Origin of the sequence: Kitasatospora sp. NPDC056531 (assembly GCF_042794375.1) — a bacterium.
Lineage (GTDB): Bacteria > Actinomycetota > Actinomycetes > Streptomycetales > Streptomycetaceae > Kitasatospora.
In genome coordinates, this window is the sequence record NZ_JBHTTU010000006.1 from 198352 (window position 1) to 215282 (window position 16931).

Here is a 16931-nt window from a genome sequence, read left to right on the forward strand (position 1 = left end):
GAGGAGACGGCCGGCCAGGAAGGCGGTCATATAATAGAGGACGCTTTCCCAGATGGCGTTCGTCATGGCCGGTGGACCGAGGTCCGGCGCGGTGCGGACGAAGTGCCCGTGAAGGAGGTACGACTCGTACACCGCGAACGACGGGTGTATTCCGCGGGCGGACAGGCCACGGTACAGGTGGTACATCGGCGTGAGGTCCTCGTTGCTGAATCCCTTCTCGGGCCCGAGGTTCGTCAGCGCGTCGACGGTCTCGACGACGGTGAGCGCCCGCGGGGTCAGTGCGCCGAACTCCGCGATTACGGCGCTCAGGTCGAGCCCGCTCGGCGCCAGCCGGGGAACGTACGGCTCGAGGTGGAGTGGCAGCGGCGCCTTGCTCGGCTGCTCGGCGTTCTGCGGGCGATTCCCCTGTTCGCGGCCCGGATCTTCGCGAGACGCTTCCGAGCTGCCCGTCGGTCCCTGGCAAGGCGCTGACTGGAGTTCTGGATGTTCTCGTGCATCTTGACGTGTTGATGCAGCGTGTCCTGAGCGATGCGGACCAGAGCGTCGTGGCCGCCGTAGTGGAGATAGAGCGCTCGGAGGAATGCCTCCACCAGGCACCGCCCGAGTATCCGGACGGTCAGCTCGGCTCCGCTGTCGGCGGCCTGGGCAAGCTCCCCAAGGAGCAGACAGCAGTGGCGCAGCGAAGCCGCTTCGTAGAGCCTGAGCTTCACTGTCGCTGATCCGGTGTCGAGCATCGCCCATCGGTTGGAGGACAGCGCGCCGTCGACCTCACAAGGCAGTCCAGCCGTACCTTCGGAGAGTTCATGCCTCGTGGGCTCGGCCCGGCGGTCGCCGAGGTCGGGAAGTCCGCTCGGATTCGTCATCTGCCTTCCTCCCGCGCCGTCCTGCTCCTGGAGGAACCATCGGCCAGCGGGCCGAATCAGCAAGTGAATTGTCTGCCGGGGCGGTCGAGCCGGGCGCCGGCCACACCGCTCGGGCGTCCCTGCCCGCGAGAAAGGGGACCACATTACCGGTGGAGCTGGTGCGGCTGGGGCGAGCGCGTCCCGGGTAGCTCCGTCCCGGTCCGGGAGTTCAGTTGTCGGCCCGCGCCGCAGTGCAGCTGGTGCAGATCCCGACGAGCTCCACGGTGTGCTGGACGTCCGCGAAACCGGAGGTTCGGGCGATCTGGTCGGCCCAGGTCTCGACCGGGCCGGCGTCCACCGGGATGCTGATCCCGCACTGGCGGCAGAGCAGGTAGTGGCGGTGGTCGTCGTCGGGGCGATAGCGGAAGAGCCGCTCGCCGTTGGCGTCGCGGACCACGTCGGCGCGGCTGGCTGCGGCAAGTGCGGTGAGGGTGCGGTAGACGGTGCTCAGACCCACGCGCGAGCCGGCCGCAAGCAGCCCGGCGTGGAGCAGCTGGGCGCTGATGAACTCCTGGCAGTGGGCCAGGGCTTGCAGGACTTCGGTGCGCTGCGGCGTCGGCCTCCCGATCAGTCCGACCTCACCTGGTAGGGCCGGTGGCCGAGCGGCGTTGGCTGCCCCGCGGTCGAATGCCCCCGTGAGGGCGGAGACCCGTGTGTCGTTCGTGCTGTTCCCCCGTTGCGACATGGTGGTCAGGCCGCTGCCGGGAGAGTCGTACGACGGGGGCGGATGAGGAAGGTCGCGGCGTAGACCGCGCTGGCGGTGGCCATGATCGCGAAGCTGGGCGGCAGTTCGGGTGCGGCGGCGCTGAGCAGCAGGCCGCCCCACATCTCTGCCACCGCGAGCCCAGCGGAGAGGCCGAGCGCGCGGAACGGGCGGTCGGTCAGGCGGATCGCCGCGCCCGCCGGTGCCGCGAGCAGTCCCAGCAGGAGCAGCGACCCGACGGCCTGGGTCGCCTCGCCGGCGGTCGCGCCGACCAGCGCGAGGAAGCCGAAGCCGAGCAGCCGTACCGGCACGCCGCGGGCGGCGGCCACGGCCTCGTCCAGGGTGGCGAACAGCAGCGGCCGGGCGATGAGGAGGACCAGCACGCACACCGCACTGGCGATGGCGACCGCGACGGTGGTCTGGTTGCCGTGCAGGCCGAAGATCGAGCCGAACAGCACGCTCGTTCCGGCGCCGCCCTGGGCGCCGCTGCGGGAGGTTGTGTAGATGGTGAGGAAGAACGCGCCCAGACCCAGGATCCAGGCGAAGACGCTGCCGATCACCACGTCGTCCGCCCGGCCCCGGCGGCCGAGCCCGCCGATCAGCAGCCCTACGCCGATGGTCGCGGCGAACAGCCCGAGTCGCAGGTCCCAGCCGCCGGCCAGGGCTGCCATCGCGCCGGTGAACGCGACGTGGCTGAGCGCGTCCCCGGTGAAGATCTGGGCCCGCAACACCAGGAAGTAGCCCACCAGGCCGCAGGCCAGCGCGATGAACGCCCCGGCCAGCAGGGCGTGTTGGAAGAACGCCTGGGTGATCACCGAGCTCATGCCACACCTCCGATCGCGAGTGGCGTGCGCGTGCGGCTGGCGGCCTCGCGGGCGAAGCGGATCAGGTGCGCGAGGACGAATCCGGCGAAGGCGAAGCCGGTGACGAAGAAGCCCAGCGGATACGGCTGGTAGTAGGCCGCGATCAGCCCGGCCCAGCACGCCGTTAGGCCGAGTACCACCGACAGCACAAGGCTCAACCCGGGCCTGGAGGTGAGCTGTTGGGCGGTCGCGGGCGGGATCACCATCAGCGCGAACACCAGCAGAGTGCCGGTGATCTGGCTGGCCTCGGCCGTCGCCGCGCCCAGCAGCACCAGGAACAGCGCGCTCAGCGCCCGGACCGGAACGCCGCGCCCGGCGGCCACCTCCGGGTCGACGGAGGCGAACAGCAGCGGACGCCCGATCACCGCCAGCACGACCAGCACCACCGCGCCGATCACCGCGAGGGTCACCACCTGGCCGGTGGTGATGCCCAGGAAGTCGCCGAACAGCAGCGCCGCCGGCCCCTCCAGCAGGCCCTTGTACAGGCTGATGAAGAGGTAGCCGCAGGCCAGCGCGAACGCCTGGACCGTACCGGTGACGGCGGACTCCTCCGCCCCGTTCTCCCGGCCCCCGCGCCGCAGCGCCGCTATCACCAGGGCGGCGGCGACGCAGAACCCGAAGTAGCCGAGCGTGGTGGAGAATCCGAGCAGGATCGCCAGGGACGCGCCCGGGAAGGCCGCCACCGACAGCGTGTGCCCGGCGAAGGTCTGCCGTCGCAGCACCATGAACCAGCCCACCACCGCGCACACCACGGCCACGATCAGGCCGGCCCGGAACGCGTTCACCATGTACAGGTACGACCACATGTCCTGGAAGTCCGCGACCAGGTCCCAGGAGAACACTGGCGATGAGGCGTCAGATGCCAGCGGCATCCCCACCACCTCCCTCGCCGTGCCGGTCGGTGTGGACGGCCGGGGCCTCCGGCTGGCCGACCACCACCAGCCGCCCGTCGCCCGTGCGCAGCACCTCGACGGGCGTGCGGTACAGGCGGGTCAGCGTCTTGGAGGTGATCACCCCGGCCGGGGTGCCGGCCATCGCGCCGCCCTCGGCGATGTAGACCACCCGGTCCAGGTGGTGGAGTATCGGGTTCACGTCGTGGGCGACCATCACCACCGACACGCCCTCCTGGTGGCAGATCCGCCCGAGCAGCGCGGCGATGGCGCCCTGGTTGGGCAGGTCCAGGCTGTCCAGCGGTTCGTCCAGCAGCAGCACTTGGGGACGGCGTATCAGCGCCTGGGCGATCAGCAGTCGCTGCTGCTCACCGCCCGAGCACTGACCGATCGGCCGGTGCGCGTACCCGCTGGCGCCGACCAGCTCCACGACCTGCTCCACGCGTTCACGCGCCGCCCGGTGCTTCGCCCGGCCCAGGCCCGGGACGGGGACCCCCCACCGATCCCCGTCCAGGCCCAGCCGCACCACATCCACCCCGCGGATGCGGACGCTCGCGTCGAAGTTGCGGCGTTGCGGCAGGTAGCCCACCGCGGTGCTCCGCTCGCCGGGTGCCGCGCCGAGCACGCGGACCTCGCCGGCCGCCGCCGGGAGGATCCCGAGCAGTACCTTGACCAGGGTGGACTTGCCGACCCCGTTGGGGCCGAGCACGGCGGTGAACTCCCCGGCCCTCACTGCCAGATCGACACCCGACCACAGCGTCCGGCCGCCCACGCGCACGGCGGCCCCGCGCAGCGACAGCACCGGCTCCCCGCCAGGCGCGGTGCGCTCCATGTCCGTACGGATCTCTTCGATCGGGTGGATGCTCACTTGCCCGTCGCCTGCTTCAGCGCGTCCGCGATGCCCTGCAGCTGCTGGGTCTGCCAGTCCTGGAAGGTGGCGCCGGCCGGCGCGAGGGTCTCGGTGACCTGGGCGACCGGGATGCCCTGCGCCTTGGCCGCGTTGACCTGGGCCACGACATCGGGGTTGGAGTTCTGGGAGTTGTAGACGTAGATCTTGATCTGCTTGCCGGAGATCTGCTGGTCGATGGCGGCCTTGTCGGCGGCGGTCGGGTCGGTGCCCTCGCTCTCCGCGTCCAGGAACGTCTCGGGCGTCAGCATCTTCAGGCCAACGCTCTCCGCGAGCGGCGTGACGATCGACTCCGAGGCGCCGATCGGGGTGCCCGCGTACTTCGTCTTGATGTCGGCTTCGAGCTGGTTGTACTTGGCCAGGGTCTGGGTGGTGAAGGTCTGCTTCTGCTGGTCGAAGTAGGCCGCGTCGGCCGGGTCTATCTTCTTGTAGTCGGCGGTGATCTGGTCGATCACCTTGGTGACGCTCTCCGCCGAGTACCACTGGTGCGGGTTGTCGCCCTCCTTCTTGCCCAGCAGGTCCCCGACCTTGAGCGCGGTGCGGCCGGAGGCGGGGCTCGCGGAGAGCAGCTTGTCCGACCAGGCGTCATAGCCGATGCCATTGGTGATCGCGTAGTCCGCGCCCGCGACCGTGCGGCCGTCGGCGGCGGTCGGCTCGTAGGAGTGCGGGTCGGTGTCCGGGTTGGTGATGACGCTCGTCACCTTCACGTGGGCACCACCGAGCTGGGTGGCGATGCTGCCCCAGAAGTTCTCCGCCGCCACCACCTGGATCACCTTCGAGCCCCCTCCACTGCTCGGACCACCGGAGGCGCTCTTCGCCGACGAGCTGGTCGAGCACGCACTGGTGGCGGCGAGGGTGGCGACAGCGGCAGCGCCGAGGACGACTCTGAGGGGGCAGCGACGGGCCTTGCTGGACAGGGCGACACGCATGGCAACTCACTCCTTCGAACCCGCTGGCCCGGCCCGAACGGCAGGGTCCAGCTCCGGTGGACACCCGCCACGCTAGCTGGAAACGGTTTTCAAAACCAAGACCAACCAAGGCCCGAAATGGAAACCATTACCAACCTTTAACCGTCCCCAGTCGGTCGTCGGAGGGCCGACACGAGAGGCAGGACGACGCCAGAGTCCGTCCCACCGGTCCCCGGCCAGGCGTCATGCACACACTCGTCGCCGCTGCCGCTGCCTGCGATCCGCACGGTCCAGCCGACCCGTTAGGCTTCGCGCCGAATCCCCCTGGTCGGCAGGGACGCGTGTGAAGGTCGGTGAACCGTGCTCGACGAGACAGCCCCCGGGGCCCGGCCGTCGCGCCGTCCGCGTCCCTCCGACGTGCTGCGACTGGTTCTGCGGATCGTCCTGGCGCTGGCCTTCGGTGCCGTCGCGCTCACGGTCGTCGGCGCGGCGGGGCTGCTGGCGCTGCCCGCCGTGTTGGAGCGCCTGGAGCAGCCCGCGCTCCAGGCCTGGGGCACGGTGCTGGCGGCGGTGGTGATCCAGGGTCTGCCGTTCCTGCTGCTGGGCACGGTGGTCTCGGCGGCGATCGGCGCCCTGGTGCCGGACCGGGTGCTGAGCCGGGTCCTGCCGCGCAACCCCGTGCTGGCGGTACCGGTCGCGGGGGCCGCTGGGGCCGTGCTGCCCGGCTGCGACTGCGCGACCGGCCACCGGGCGAAGACGGGCATGGCCGATGGGCGGCCTTCACCCGGGCGTTGCAGCACGACTTCCTGCACGCCGGCGGGTTCCTGGTCCTCGGAGCCGCCGCCGCGGCGACGTTCAACATCGCCGTACCACCAACCCTGCTGGAGGCCTTCGCCGGTACCCCCTGGCTGGCCGTACCCCTGCTCGGCGTGCTCGCGGTGGTGCTGTCGATCTGCTCCGAGGCCGACGCCTTCGTCGCCGCCTCGCTCTCCGGCTTCTCCCCCACCGCCCGCCTGGCGTTCATGGTCGTGGGACCGATGGTCGACCTCAAGCTGATCGCCCTCCAGGCCGGCACCTTCGGCCGCGCCTTCGCCACCCGCTTCTCCACCACCACCTTCGCCACCGCCCTCCTGGTCAGCGCCATGGTCGGAGGGTGGCTGCTGTGAGGCGCCTGCTGCCCGCCGCGCTGCTCCTGCTGACCGGATCGGCCCTGCTACGCGTCAGCCTGCTCGGCAATCTGTATCTGCGCTACGTGAAGGAAGGCCTGCGACCGGCGCTGATCGCCTCGGGCATCGTGCTCGTGCTGCTCGCCCTCGTCACCGCCGTGCGTGGAATCCGCCCTGACGAGGACGAGCACGACGGCCACGCACACTCCGCCGCCGGACCGAGGGCGGCCTGGTTGCTCGCCCTGCCCGCGGCCATGCTGCTGCTCTTCGCCCCGCCGGCTCTCGGCTCCTATACCGTTGCCCGGGACGGCTCCGGCGTGATCGCCAAGCGCACCACCTTCCCGGCACTCCCGGCTCAGGACCCGGTCCCGCTCTCGCTGACCGACTTCGCCGGTCGGGCGGTCTGGGACGGCAGCCAGTCCCTCAAGGGCCGTACCGTACGCCTCACCGGCTTCGTCACCCCCGTGGGCGCCACCACCTGGCAGCTCAGCCGCATCATCGTCAGCTGCTGCGCCGCTGACGCCCGCGTGGTGAAGGTCGAGATCCACGGGCTCCCGGCCCCGGCCACCGACACCTGGGTCACGGTCACCGGGGTCTGGCGGCCCGGCACCGCAACCCCCGCCCTGGACGCCACCGCGATGACACCCGTCGCCCGGCCCGACCGCCCTTACCGGGACACACCGCAGCCCTGAACTCCGTGGTCGGGACCAGGCAGTGCCGGCTGCGCAGAGTCCGCTCGCTGTGCCCCACACAGCGTGCGCAGCCGGCCTCGGGACCGGACACGGACGAGTTCGCGAGCGTGCAGGCCGCCGGCACCGAAACCCCCGGTTCCGCGCGGCCCTCCGAACCCTCGTCCGGCCCCGGCTTCCCAGCCAACCAGAGGCATCGGCCCGAAGTGACGGCGTTGCCGAGACCTTGCTCAGCGTTTGGCAGGCACTTGACCTGCCGGCCTACTGCCGGTGGGGAGGTCTCGTGAGGGCGCGCGGGGCCGCCGCTGTGCCGGGATGTGTGGTGGGCATCCGCCCCCCCGGCCCGTCGGCGACCTCTCAGATCGGAGGGCAACCCCCGGGGCCCTGTCCGGGGTTTCGGGCGTCCCTCCGCAGGCACCGCCTAGACTCGCTCTCGGCCGCGTGCTGGGGTGCGGCCGTACCTCTGCTTCCTGCAGCGAAGGAGCGTCCGGCCGCCATGGCTGACGAGACCGCCGTCGAGGCCCGGCCGCACCCGGTTGCGGACGCCGACCGCACCCGCCGCCGGGTCCGCTCGCCCGGCTCGCTCGAAGCGCTGGTCGCCGGGATACTCGCCGTGCTGGTCGGACGCCAGTTCCTGGGCGGTTGGACGGGACCGGCGTGGCTGGAGGCCTGGGGAGCGGTCTTCGTCGCCGTCTGCGTGCAGGCGCTGCCGTTCCTGCTGCTCGGCGTGGTGCTGTCGGCCACGATCGCCGCGTTCGTCCCAGCCCACCTGCTGGAGCGGGCGCTGCCGCGGAACCCGTTGCTCGCCGTACCGATCGCCGGCGCGGCCGGGGTGGTGCTGCCCGGCTGCGAGTGCGCCTCCGTGCCGGTGGCCGAGCGGCTGATCGCGCGCGGGGTGGCGCCGGCCGCCGCGCTGGCGTTCCTGCTCTCCTCACCGGCCGTCAACCCGGTGGTCCTGGTGGCCACCGCCGTCGCCTTCCGGGGCCAGCCCGAGCTGGTGGCGGCGCGCTTCCTCGCCTCCCTAGCCACGGCGGTCGTCATGGGGCTGCTCTGGGCCCGGTTCGGCCGCCCGGAGTGGCTGCGGCCCCGGGTGCCGTCGAACGGTCCGACCGGCTGGGCGGCCTTCCGCGCCTCGCTGGAACACGACTTCCTGCACGCCGGCGGCTTTCTGGTGATCGGCGGGATGACGGCCGCCACCCTCAACGTCGCCGTGCCGCGCGACCTGCTCAAGGGCATGGCCGGCCTGCCGGGCGTCGACGTCCTGGCACTGGCCCTGCTGGCGGTCCTGCTCGCGGTCTGCTCGGAGGCGGACGCCTTCGTCGCGGCCGGACTGAGCGGCTTCTCCCCCACCGCCCGGCTGGCGTTCATGGTCGTCGGCCCGATGGTGGACGCCAAGCTGATCGCCCTCCAGGCCGGCACCTTCGGACGGGCCTTCGCCTGGCGCTTCTCCACCGCCACGTTCGCCGTCGCCGTGACCGCGGCGGCCGTGACCGGCTGGTGGCTGCTGTGAGGCGCGAAGTCCGGGCGCTGCTGCACATCCTGGTCGGTGCGGCGGTGCTGCACATCTCGCTCTTCAGCGAGCTGTACCTGCGCTACGTCCGCAAGGGCCTGCGGCCGTACCTGATCGCAAGTGGCGTGCTGCTCGTCGCGGTCGGGCTCGTCGGCGCGGTCAGCGCCGCGCGGAAGCTGCGCCGCCCCGGTCACGACGGGCATGACGACCACCACGGGCACGACCACGGCGCGCCCCGCACGGCGTGGCTGCTGCTCCTGCCCGTACTGGCGATCTACCTGCTCCAGCCCCGGGCGCTCGGCGCCTTCACCGTGCAGCACTCGGACAACACCGCCGTCAAACCCGCCGAGGCGGCGGGCGGCTTCGCACCGCTGCCCACGACCGACCCGGTCAGCATGCGGCTCGCCGACTTCGACTCCCGCGCGCTCTGGGACAGCGGCGGTTCGCTCAAGGGCCACCGGATCCGGCTCACCGGCTTCGCCACGCCCGGCCCCGGCGACGGGACTTGGGACCTCGCCCGGCTGACGATCTCCTGCTGCGCCGCCGACGCGTCGAGCAGCAAGGTCGTGATCCGCGGCGTCGACGCACCGCCCGAGGGCACCTGGGTCGAGGTGACCGGCGAGTGGCAGCCGGACGGGGCGAGCGGCCAGGACGGCGCGGTTCCCATCCTGACCGCGAACCAGGTCCGCCGGATCGCCGAACCGGAGAACCCCTATGAGTGAGCGCCCGTCGGCTCCGACCGGCACACCCACGGGCCTCCGTAGCGGCACGGCCACCGTACTCACGCTCGGTGTCGTCGCCGCGCTCGCCTTCATGCCCGCCGTCCCCGACCACCGGAGCGGCCCGGTCACGCCCGACGCCGCGTCCACGCCCAGCGCCGACGCGACGGATCCGACCGTCACCGTGCTCGGCGACGGTTCGACTTCCGACACCGGCCCGCAGCCGGCCCAGCCCCCGGTGGCCAGGCTCAAGCCCGGTGAGGTGCCGCCGCAGTTCGTGGTCTTCTCCTTCGACGCCCCCACCGAGGACGACGACCACCTGTTCTCCCGCGCCCGCACGGCGGCCAGGGCGAACGGCGCCGAGGTGACCTTCTTCCTGCGCGGCGTCGACCTGCTCCCCGCCGCGAAGCGCTGGCAGTACCAGCCGCCGCAGCACGAGGCCGGCACCGCCGCCGTCCCCTTCCCCACCGACGCCCAGGTCCGCGCGACCCTGCAACAGCTCGGCCGGGCCTGGCTGGACGGCGACGAGATCGCCGACGGCTTCATCGGCCAGTTCTGCGGCCCCGGAGGGGCCCGGGACTGGTCGACCGCCGACTGGCAGAGCGAGATCGGCCAGGGCTACTCGATGGTGAACTTCTGGAAGACCGGGACCGGCTTCACCGATCTCCCCCCGCTGCCCTTCGACTACCAGACCGAGCTGGCCGGCGGCCGCGCCCCGTGCCTGGAGGGCCGGACGAACCTGCTCCCCGCCGAGAAGGACGCCGGCTGGCGCTACGACGCCAGCTCACCGGGCGACGCCCAGCGCTGGCCGACGCAGACCGACGGCATCTGGGACTTCCCGCTCCAGCGGATCCCCGACGCCTCCGGCACACACGAGGTGCTCTCCACCAACCAGCCGCCGCAGACGTACCTGAACGCCTTCGACGGCGTCTACCACGGCAGCCACGCGCCCCTCGTCATCGACACCGACCTCGACCCCCGACACGCACCCCAGCTCCAGACCGCCGAGGCGACGATGAAGGACCTCTGCCACCGCGACGGCGTCCGCTGCGTCTCCTTCCGCCAACTCGCCGACTGGCTCGACGCCCAGGACCCGGCCGTCCTCAACCGCCTCCGCGCGCTCGCCCCAAACACCGCGCCCAATTGGACCGCCGTCGTACGACCGTAGCGCTTCGAGCCGGTCCTACCGGAGGGCGTGCCGGTAGTACCCGAAGCGGTTCAGGATCAGCAGGGCGATCACCAGGTACCAGACGGTGGGAGCTGCACCAGGCCGTGCGGGATGCAGGCATGCCGGACCGATCCCGTGACCGCAGAGTACCGATCCGTCCAGCAGCCACGGAAGACCTAGATGAAGATGATTATCACCGCCACTCTGTCCTCGCTCCCAACTTGACGGCGAGCAGACAACATCTCGCCGCCGATCGGTGGCGAGCGGACTGAGGGACGGTCACCTTGATGGAGACGAGTCTCGGCAGCGCCCGGCACCTCCCGGTGACACCGGCGGAAACCCCGCCGCGCTGGAGGACAGCGCTGCTGATCGCGGTACCGGCGGTCGGCGCGACGGCCGCCCTGGTGCGGGTGTGGAATGCGGGCGGTGTGCAGACCTGGCGCACCGTCATGGTCGCCATCGTGGTGCAGGGCGTGCCGTTCCTGGTCCTGGGCACCGTGGTCTCGGCCGCGATCGGGGCGTTCGTCCCCGAACGGGTTTTCACCCGGGTGCTGCCGCGCAACCCGGCGCTCGCCGTGCCGGTGGCTGGAGTGGCCGGAGCCGTCCTGCCAGGCTGCGAATGCGCATCCGTCCCCGTGGCCGGCAGCCTGATGAGACGAGGGGTGGCTCCGGCAGCAGCCCTGGCGTTCCTGCTCTCCGCGCCCGCCGTCAACCCGGTGGTACTGGTCGCCACCGCGATCGCCTTCCCCGGCAAGCCGGAGATGGTGCTGGCCCGCCTGGTGGCCTCGCTCCTCACGGCGGTCGTGATGGGCTGGCTGTGGGTGGCGTTCGGCCGGCCCGAGTGGCTGCGGCTGCCGAAGGGCCCGGCCGGTCACGGCGAGGGCACGCGCAACCCGCTGGAGGAGTTCCGGCGCGGCCTGCAGCACGACTTCCTGCACGCCGGCGGCTTCCTGGTGGTCGGCGCCGCGGCGGCCGCCACCTTCAACGTGCTCGTCCCGCCGTCGGTGCTACGGACCTTCGCCGACGAACCCTGGCTGGGCGTACCGGCGCTGGCCTTCCTCGCCGTGGTGCTGGCGGTCTGCTCCGAGGCGGACGCCTTCGTCGCCGCCTCGCTCACCGGCTTCTCCCCCATTGCCCGACTGGCGTTCATGGTGGTCGGCCCGATGGTCGATCTCAAGCTCATCGCCCTCCAGTCCGGCGCCTTCGGACGGGCGTTCGCCATCCGCTTCTCGTCCGCGACCTTCGTGGTCGCCGTCCTCGCCAGCATCCTGATCGGAGGGGTCCTGCTGTGAAGACCACCCTTCGGGGCCTCGCCCCGTCCCTGCTCGTCGCCCTGGTCGGCGCGGCCCTGCTGCGGATCACCGTCGGCAGCGACGTGTTCCTGCAGTACGTGAAGGAAGGCCTGCGCCTCCCGCTGATCGGCTCCGGATTCGTCCTGGTGGGGCTCGGGATCGCGGGCGTGGTACGGCGCCTGACGAAGCGCCGCCGTGAGCCGGTGATGCGGTTCGGTCGGGACGCCGAGGGCAACGCGGTCTGGCACCGGCCCGCCGACCACGATGCGCACGGGCACGGGCACGATCACGACCACGGCCCCCGGGTGGCATGGCTGCTGACCATCCCCGCCGTACTGCTGCTCTGCCTCGCCCCTCCCCCGCTGGGCTCGTTCAGCGCCTCCCGGGACGGCGCCGACGCCGTCGTCGAGCAGACCGGCTACGCCCCGCTGGCCGCATCCCCTGCCACAGGTGCGTCCGGCGCCACCGACCCCTGGGTCGGCGTGGTCACCCCGATGTCGCTCACCGAGTTCATCGGTCGCAGCCGCAACCCGGAGCGGAGCCTGGAGGGCCGCAAGGTCCGGCTTACCGGTTTCGTCTCCCCCGGCACGCAGCCCGGCGAGTGGTACCTCAACCGGCTGGTCGTCAGCTGCTGTGCGGCGGACGCCCGTCGCCTGCGCGTCCTCGTGCACGCCGACGACCCGGCCCCCGCCACCGACAGCTGGGTGGACCTCACCGGCACCTGGAGGCCGGCCCCGGACGCCCCCGCCACTGCCGCGCCGCGCATCGACGCCTCCGAACAGCACGCCGTCCCCCAGCCACGCGCCCCGTACCGGGACCTGCCGCCCTCGGACCGGTAGCCGCCACCTGGCGCAGGCGTCGCCGTGGGCCTCCCAGCAGGGCCCCGGCGGGGAAAAGGTCCTCAGGCGCCTTCGCCCCAACTCGCCTCAGCTCTTGGGCAATTCATGGGCAAAGCCCGGTAAAGGCTGCGAACGACGCCTTGAGGGCACCGACAACCCGTCAGTAACGTCATGAGCACGCCACACGACCAGCTGCTCATGCGGCGGAACCTCCGGCATGGCGTAGGCCTGCCATGCCGTCACCCCCTGCGGCTGTCCCCGGGGACGTCCCCCACCTCCCGTACAGCGCAAGCACCAGCCGGTCCCACGGCCATCCGCCGGGACCGGCCCGCACATGCCGTGATCCGTCAGCACGGGCCCGAGCCCGTACCGGCGAGCACCCCCATGCCGGCACCGGCCGCGCCCTCACCCCACGGAGGGTCGACACTTGCGCCACCACACCCCCAGCGGCCCGCGGCTGCCCAAGCCGCGCAGACTCTTCGCCGCCCTGCCCGCCCTGGCCCTGGCCGCCACCGGCCTGCTCGCCGTCACTGCGCCCACCGCGACCGCGACCGCAGCCTCCGACAGCGCGCCGCACTCCGCCGTCGCCACCAAGCGGTTGTGCGCCGCCCCCAGCCACCCCGGCGAGATGGCCTGCCTCGCACTCGCCCGCACCGACATCGCCCAACAGGCCACCCCGGCACCGGACATCACGCCATCCGGCTACGGCCCGAGCGACCTCGCCTCCGCGTACAACCTCCCCGCCTCGGCCGGGTCCGGCGCCACCGTCGCCATCGTCGACGCCCAGGACGACCCCAACGCCGAGTCCGACCTCGCCGCCTACCGCTCCCAGTACGGCCTGCCGGCCTGCACCACCGCCAACGGCTGCTTCAAAAAGGTCGACCAGCGCGGCGGCACCAGCTACCCGACGGCTGACAGCGGCTGGGCCGGCGAGATCTCGCTCGACGTCGACATGGTCAGCGCGGTCTGCCCCAACTGCCACATCCTGCTGGTCGAGTCCGACGACGCGAACATGGGCAACCTGGGCGCCGCCGTCAACACCGCCGTCTCGATGGGCGCCAAGTACGTCTCCAACAGCTACGGCGGCTCCGAGGACTCCACCGACCCCAGCTCGGACTCCAGCTACTTCAACCACCCCGGCGTCGCCATCACCGTCTCCTCCGGCGACTCCGGCTACGGCGTCGAGTACCCAGCCGCCTCCCAGTACGTCACCGCGGTCGGCGGCACCAGCCTCAACCGTGCCTCCAACGCCCGTGGTTGGAACGAGTCCGTGTGGGGCAGCAGCTCGGGCGGCAACGGCGCCGGCTCCGGCTGCTCCACCTACGACCCCAAGCCCGCTTGGCAGAAGGACACCGGCTGCAGCAAGCGCACCGTCGCGGACGTCTCCGCCGTCGCCGACCCGGCCACCGGCGTCGCGGTCTACCAGACCTACGGCGGCTCCGGCTGGAACGTCTACGGCGGCACCAGCGCCTCCTCCCCGATCATCGCCGCCGTCTACGCCCTCGCCGGCACCCCGGCCGTCGGCACCACCCCGGCGTCCTACCCCTACGCCCACACCTCGTCCCTCAACGACGTCACCAGCGGCGCCAACGGCAGCTGCTCCCCGTCCTACCTGTGCACTGCCGGCGCTGGCTATGACGGCCCGACCGGCCTCGGCACCCCCAACGGCACCGCCGCCTTCACCTCCGGCGGCAGCACCGGCGGCAACACCGTGACCGTCACCAACCCCGGCAATCAGAGCAGCGCCCAGGGCTCCTCGGTCAGCCTGCAGATCCACGCCAGTGACTCCGCCTCCGGCCAGACCCTCAGCTACACCGCGAGCGGCCTGCCCGCCGGACTGTCCGTCAACTCCAGCACCGGCCTGATCACCGGTACCGCCAACACGGCCGGCAGCTACACCGCGACCGTGACCGCCACCGACGGCACCGGCGCCAGCGGCTCCACCACCTTCGGCTGGACCGTCACCGGCAGCGGCGGCGGCTGCACCGCCGCTCAGCTGCTCGGCAACCCCGGCTTCGAGACCGGCAGCGCCGCGCCCTGGACCGCCAGCGCCGGCGTCATCGACAACAGCAGCAGCGAGCCCGCGCACAGCGGCAGCTGGAAGGCCTGGCTCGACGGCTACGGCACCACCCACACCGACACGCTGTCCCAGTCGGTGACCATCCCCGCCGGCTGCAAGGCCACCCTCAGCTTCTACCTGCACATCGACACCGCCGAGACCGGCACCACCGCCTACGACAAGCTGACCGTCCAGGCGGGCACCACCACCCTGGCCACCTTCAGCAACCTCGACGCCGGAAACGGCTACACCCTGCGCAGCTACGACCTCTCCTCCCTCGCCGGCCAGACCGTCACCGTCAAGTTCACCGGCACCGAGGACTCCTCCCTCCAGACCAGCTTCGTCATCGACGACACCGCCCTCACCACCTCCTGACCCACCGACAGCCGGAGGGGCCGCAGCTCGTGCGAACTGCGGCCCCTCCGCCGCCACTCCGGCAGTTCAGCCGATCACGCGGCCGGTCGAAGCCCGCACCTGGCCAGGGCCTGTGCTATCCGAGCGATCGGGTAGCACAGGCCTCGTGCTCTTACGGGCTTCGTCACAGCCGAGCTCGGCGAAGCGTGGCGACTCGGCCGTGCCATCGTCAGCCGCCGTGCCCCGATGCCCGGGCATGACGTCTCAGGACTCGGGAGTCAGCAGGCCACGCTCGTAGGCGCGGACCAGGCGGCGTGGCACGAGGTGCTCGCGGCCGTCAATGGTGATCGGCACCAGCTGGGGCGTGGTCGCCTTCCAGTTGGCGCGGCGGTGCCGAGTGTTGCTGCGGGACGTCTTGCGCTTGGGGACGGCCATGCCGGGTTCCTCCTGATGGGTGGGCTGGTAACGCGTGGGAGTGGTCGTGGTCCTGCTGGAGCCCGTACTCGTCCCACGCCGGGAACGGGTCCTCGAACGCCGTCCAGACGTGCGGCCCGGCCGCGAACTCGACATCGTCCAGCAGGCAGTGGGCGAGTGCGGCGCGCAGCTCGTCCGTGCGCAGACCGGTGCCGATGAACACCAGCTCCTGGCCGTTGTGCACCTGCTCGTCGCCGAGGCCGCTCAGCACTGTGGCGTCGGTCAGAGTGGCCAGGTCCGTCGCCGGGCTCATGCTCGAGCGCATGCCGGATGGCTCGAAGCGGGCGACTGAACCGGCGTGGGACCACAGGCCGGTGACGGTCGGCCGGGAGGCCAGCCAGAAGAATCCCTTCGAGCGCAGTACGGTGCCGAATTCCCCCGCGTCGAGCCTGCGGCTCACCAACTCCCACAGCCGGCCGGGGTGGAAGGGCCGCTCCGCGCGGAAGACCAGGCTGCTGATGCCGTACTCCTCGGTTTCCGGCACGTGGTCGCCATTGAGCTCGGCCACCCAGCCCGGAGCCTCCTGGGCCTTCGCCAGGTCGAAGAGCCCGGTGCCCAGGAGTTCGGCGGGCGGGACCTTGCCTGCGGTCGCGCGGACGACCCGCGCCGCGGGGTTGAGTCGGCTCAGCGCGGCGGCGAGCCGGTCGGCCTCCTCCGCTGTGACCAGGTCGGTCTTGTTCAGGACCAGCACGTCGGCGAACTCGACCTGGTCCATCAGCAGGTCGCTGACAGTGCGTTCGTCGTCCTCGTACTGGTCGAGGCCGCGCGCCGTCAGCTCGTCGCCGCCGCGCAGCTCGGGCAGGAAGTTCGCGGCATCGACCACGGTGACCATGGTGTCCAGGCGGGCGACGTCGCCGAGGGTGGCGCCGTCGTCGCGGGCGAAGGCGAAGGTGGCCGCGACGGGCATCGGCTCGGAGATGCCGCTGGACTCGATCAGCAGGTAGTCGAAGCGCCCGACCCGGGCGAGCCGGTCCACCTCCTCCAGCAGGTCGTCGCGCAGCGTGCAGCAGATGCAGCCGTTGGTCATCTCGACCAGGCGTTCCTCGGTCCGCGAGAGCGCTCCACCGCCCTCGCGGACCAGCGCGGCGTCGATGTTGATCTCGCTCATGTCGTTGACGATGACCGCGACCCGCAGGCCCTCGCGGTTGTTCAGCAGGTGGTTGAGCAGCGTGGTCTTGCCCGCACCGAGGAACCCGGACAGCACGGTGACCGGGAGCCGGCCGCTCACCGGCCGGCCTTCACGGCGGTCGGGGCACCGGAGACGTACGGCAGCAGGGCCATCTCGCGGGCGTTCTTGATGGCCCTGGCCATGGCGTTCTGCTGCTGGACGGTGAGGCGGGTGACCCTACGGCTTCGGATCTTGCCGCGATCGGAGATGAACTTCCGCAGGAGGTTCGTGTCCTTGTAGTCGATGTAGGTGATCCGCGCTTCGTGCAGCGGATTGGGGCGCGCCTTGCGAGCCCGGCGGGCGGGGGCGATCTTGATCAC

General features: G+C 71.8%; 15 protein-coding genes and 2 pseudogenes. 8 read left to right on the forward strand and 9 right to left on the reverse strand.

The annotated features are described in order from the left end of the window. Positions 1 to 305: 305 nt before the first annotated feature. From ACFQ87_RS09775 to ACFQ87_RS09800, 6 genes are all read right to left on the reverse strand, one after another. On the reverse strand, positions 306 to 863 hold the full coding sequence (locus tag ACFQ87_RS09775; RefSeq protein WP_380610087.1) for a hypothetical protein: 558 nt from the start codon (positions 861 to 863) through the stop codon (positions 306 to 308). A 208-nt stretch (positions 864 to 1071) separates the two neighbouring features. After that, positions 1072 to 1587 carry a Fur family transcriptional regulator gene (locus tag ACFQ87_RS09780; protein ID WP_380610088.1) on the reverse strand — a complete coding sequence of 172 codons (516 nt, stop codon included), beginning with the start codon at positions 1585 to 1587 and terminating at the stop codon, positions 1072 to 1074. Between the two features lie 5 nt (positions 1588 to 1592). Continuing rightward, positions 1593 to 2429: a metal ABC transporter permease gene (locus tag ACFQ87_RS09785; RefSeq protein ID WP_380610089.1), complete on the reverse strand. Its 837-nt coding sequence runs from the start codon at positions 2427 to 2429 to the stop codon at positions 1593 to 1595. Then, a complete protein-coding gene (locus tag ACFQ87_RS09790) occupies positions 2426 to 3340 on the reverse strand; it encodes a metal ABC transporter permease (RefSeq protein WP_380610090.1) in 915 nt (304 codons plus the stop codon). Before ACFQ87_RS09790 ends, ACFQ87_RS09785 begins: the two co-directional genes overlap by 4 nt. Then, a complete protein-coding gene (locus tag ACFQ87_RS09795) occupies positions 3324 to 4226 on the reverse strand; it encodes a metal ABC transporter ATP-binding protein (protein WP_380610091.1) in 903 nt (300 codons plus the stop codon). The genes ACFQ87_RS09790 and ACFQ87_RS09795 overlap by 17 nt, the downstream gene beginning before the upstream one ends. After that, positions 4223 to 5194, reverse strand: a complete 972-nt coding sequence (locus ACFQ87_RS09800; protein WP_380610092.1) for a metal ABC transporter solute-binding protein, Zn/Mn family — start codon at positions 5192 to 5194, stop codon at positions 4223 to 4225. Before ACFQ87_RS09800 ends, ACFQ87_RS09795 begins: the two co-directional genes overlap by 4 nt. A gap of 411 nt (positions 5195 to 5605) precedes the next feature. Here ACFQ87_RS09800 and ACFQ87_RS09805 point away from each other — a divergent pair. The 8 genes and pseudogenes from ACFQ87_RS09805 (at position 5606) to ACFQ87_RS09840 (ending at position 14990) form a co-directional block, all read left to right on the forward strand. Then, positions 5606 to 6339, forward strand: a pseudogene (locus tag ACFQ87_RS09805) (permease). Beyond that, positions 6327 to 7031 carry a TIGR03943 family putative permease subunit gene (locus ACFQ87_RS09810; protein ID WP_380610094.1) on the forward strand — a complete coding sequence of 235 codons (705 nt, stop codon included), beginning with the start codon at positions 6327 to 6329 and terminating at the stop codon, positions 7029 to 7031. Before ACFQ87_RS09805 ends, ACFQ87_RS09810 begins: the two are co-directional and overlap by 13 nt. A gap of 493 nt (positions 7032 to 7524) precedes the next feature. Next, entirely contained in the window at positions 7525 to 8538 is a 1014-nt protein-coding gene (locus ACFQ87_RS09815; RefSeq protein WP_380610096.1) for a permease, read from the forward strand. Beyond that, positions 8535 to 9260: a TIGR03943 family putative permease subunit gene (locus ACFQ87_RS09820; RefSeq protein WP_380610098.1), complete on the forward strand. Its 726-nt coding sequence runs from the start codon at positions 8535 to 8537 to the stop codon at positions 9258 to 9260. The genes ACFQ87_RS09815 and ACFQ87_RS09820 overlap by 4 nt, the downstream gene beginning before the upstream one ends. Beyond that, on the forward strand, positions 9253 to 10425 hold the full coding sequence (locus tag ACFQ87_RS09825) for a hypothetical protein (RefSeq protein ID WP_380610099.1): 1173 nt from the start codon (positions 9253 to 9255) through the stop codon (positions 10423 to 10425). The genes ACFQ87_RS09820 and ACFQ87_RS09825 overlap by 8 nt, the downstream gene beginning before the upstream one ends. Before the next feature lie 287 nt (positions 10426 to 10712). Continuing rightward, positions 10713 to 11717, forward strand: a complete 1005-nt coding sequence (locus ACFQ87_RS09830) for a permease (protein WP_380610100.1) — start codon at positions 10713 to 10715, stop codon at positions 11715 to 11717. Continuing rightward, positions 11714 to 12556 carry a TIGR03943 family putative permease subunit gene (locus ACFQ87_RS09835; RefSeq protein ID WP_380610101.1) on the forward strand — a complete coding sequence of 281 codons (843 nt, stop codon included), beginning with the start codon at positions 11714 to 11716 and terminating at the stop codon, positions 12554 to 12556. The genes ACFQ87_RS09830 and ACFQ87_RS09835 overlap by 4 nt, the downstream gene beginning before the upstream one ends. 427 nt (positions 12557 to 12983) lie before the next feature. Then, a complete protein-coding gene (locus ACFQ87_RS09840) occupies positions 12984 to 14990 on the forward strand; it encodes a putative Ig domain-containing protein (RefSeq protein WP_380610102.1) in 2007 nt (668 codons plus the stop codon). Positions 14991 to 15233: 243 nt separating this feature from the next. On the opposite strand, the gene rpmF is transcribed toward ACFQ87_RS09840, so the two are convergent. The 3 genes and pseudogenes from rpmF to rpsR form a co-directional block, all read right to left on the reverse strand. Then, positions 15234 to 15404, reverse strand: coding sequence for a 50S ribosomal protein L32 (gene rpmF / locus ACFQ87_RS09845; protein WP_380610103.1), 171 nt, complete (start codon positions 15402 to 15404; stop codon positions 15234 to 15236). Between the two features lie 31 nt (positions 15405 to 15435). Continuing rightward, positions 15436 to 16671: pseudogene (locus ACFQ87_RS09850) on the reverse strand (GTP-binding protein); the annotation flags it as partial. After that, positions 16668 to 16928, reverse strand: coding sequence for a 30S ribosomal protein S18 (gene rpsR / locus ACFQ87_RS09855; protein WP_380610155.1), 261 nt, complete (start codon positions 16926 to 16928; stop codon positions 16668 to 16670). The pseudogene ACFQ87_RS09850 and the gene rpsR, both read right to left, overlap by 4 nt. Positions 16929 to 16931 lie beyond the last annotated feature (3 nt).

Bases quoted from the DNA above. Each gene is read 5' to 3' on its own strand.
- ACFQ87_RS09775 (WP_380610087.1), bottom strand. From the start codon at position 863: ATGACGAATCCGAGCGGACTTCCCGACCTCGGCGACCGCCGGGCCGAG.
- ACFQ87_RS09780 (WP_380610088.1), bottom strand. From the start codon at position 1,587: ATGTCGCAACGGGGGAACAGCACGAACGACACACGGGTCTCCGCCCTC.
- ACFQ87_RS09785 (WP_380610089.1), bottom strand. From the start codon at position 2,429: ATGAGCTCGGTGATCACCCAGGCGTTCTTCCAACACGCCCTGCTGGCC.
- ACFQ87_RS09790 (WP_380610090.1), bottom strand. From the start codon at position 3,340: ATGCCGCTGGCATCTGACGCCTCATCGCCAGTGTTCTCCTGGGACCTG.
- ACFQ87_RS09800 (WP_380610092.1), bottom strand. From the start codon at position 5,194: ATGCGTGTCGCCCTGTCCAGCAAGGCCCGTCGCTGCCCCCTCAGAGTC.
- ACFQ87_RS09815 (WP_380610096.1), top strand. From the start codon at position 7,525: ATGGCTGACGAGACCGCCGTCGAGGCCCGGCCGCACCCGGTTGCGGAC.
- ACFQ87_RS09825 (WP_380610099.1), top strand. From the start codon at position 9,253: ATGAGTGAGCGCCCGTCGGCTCCGACCGGCACACCCACGGGCCTCCGT.
- ACFQ87_RS09830 (WP_380610100.1), top strand. From the start codon at position 10,713: ATGGAGACGAGTCTCGGCAGCGCCCGGCACCTCCCGGTGACACCGGCG.
- rpmF (WP_380610103.1), bottom strand. From the start codon at position 15,404: ATGGCCGTCCCCAAGCGCAAGACGTCCCGCAGCAACACTCGGCACCGC.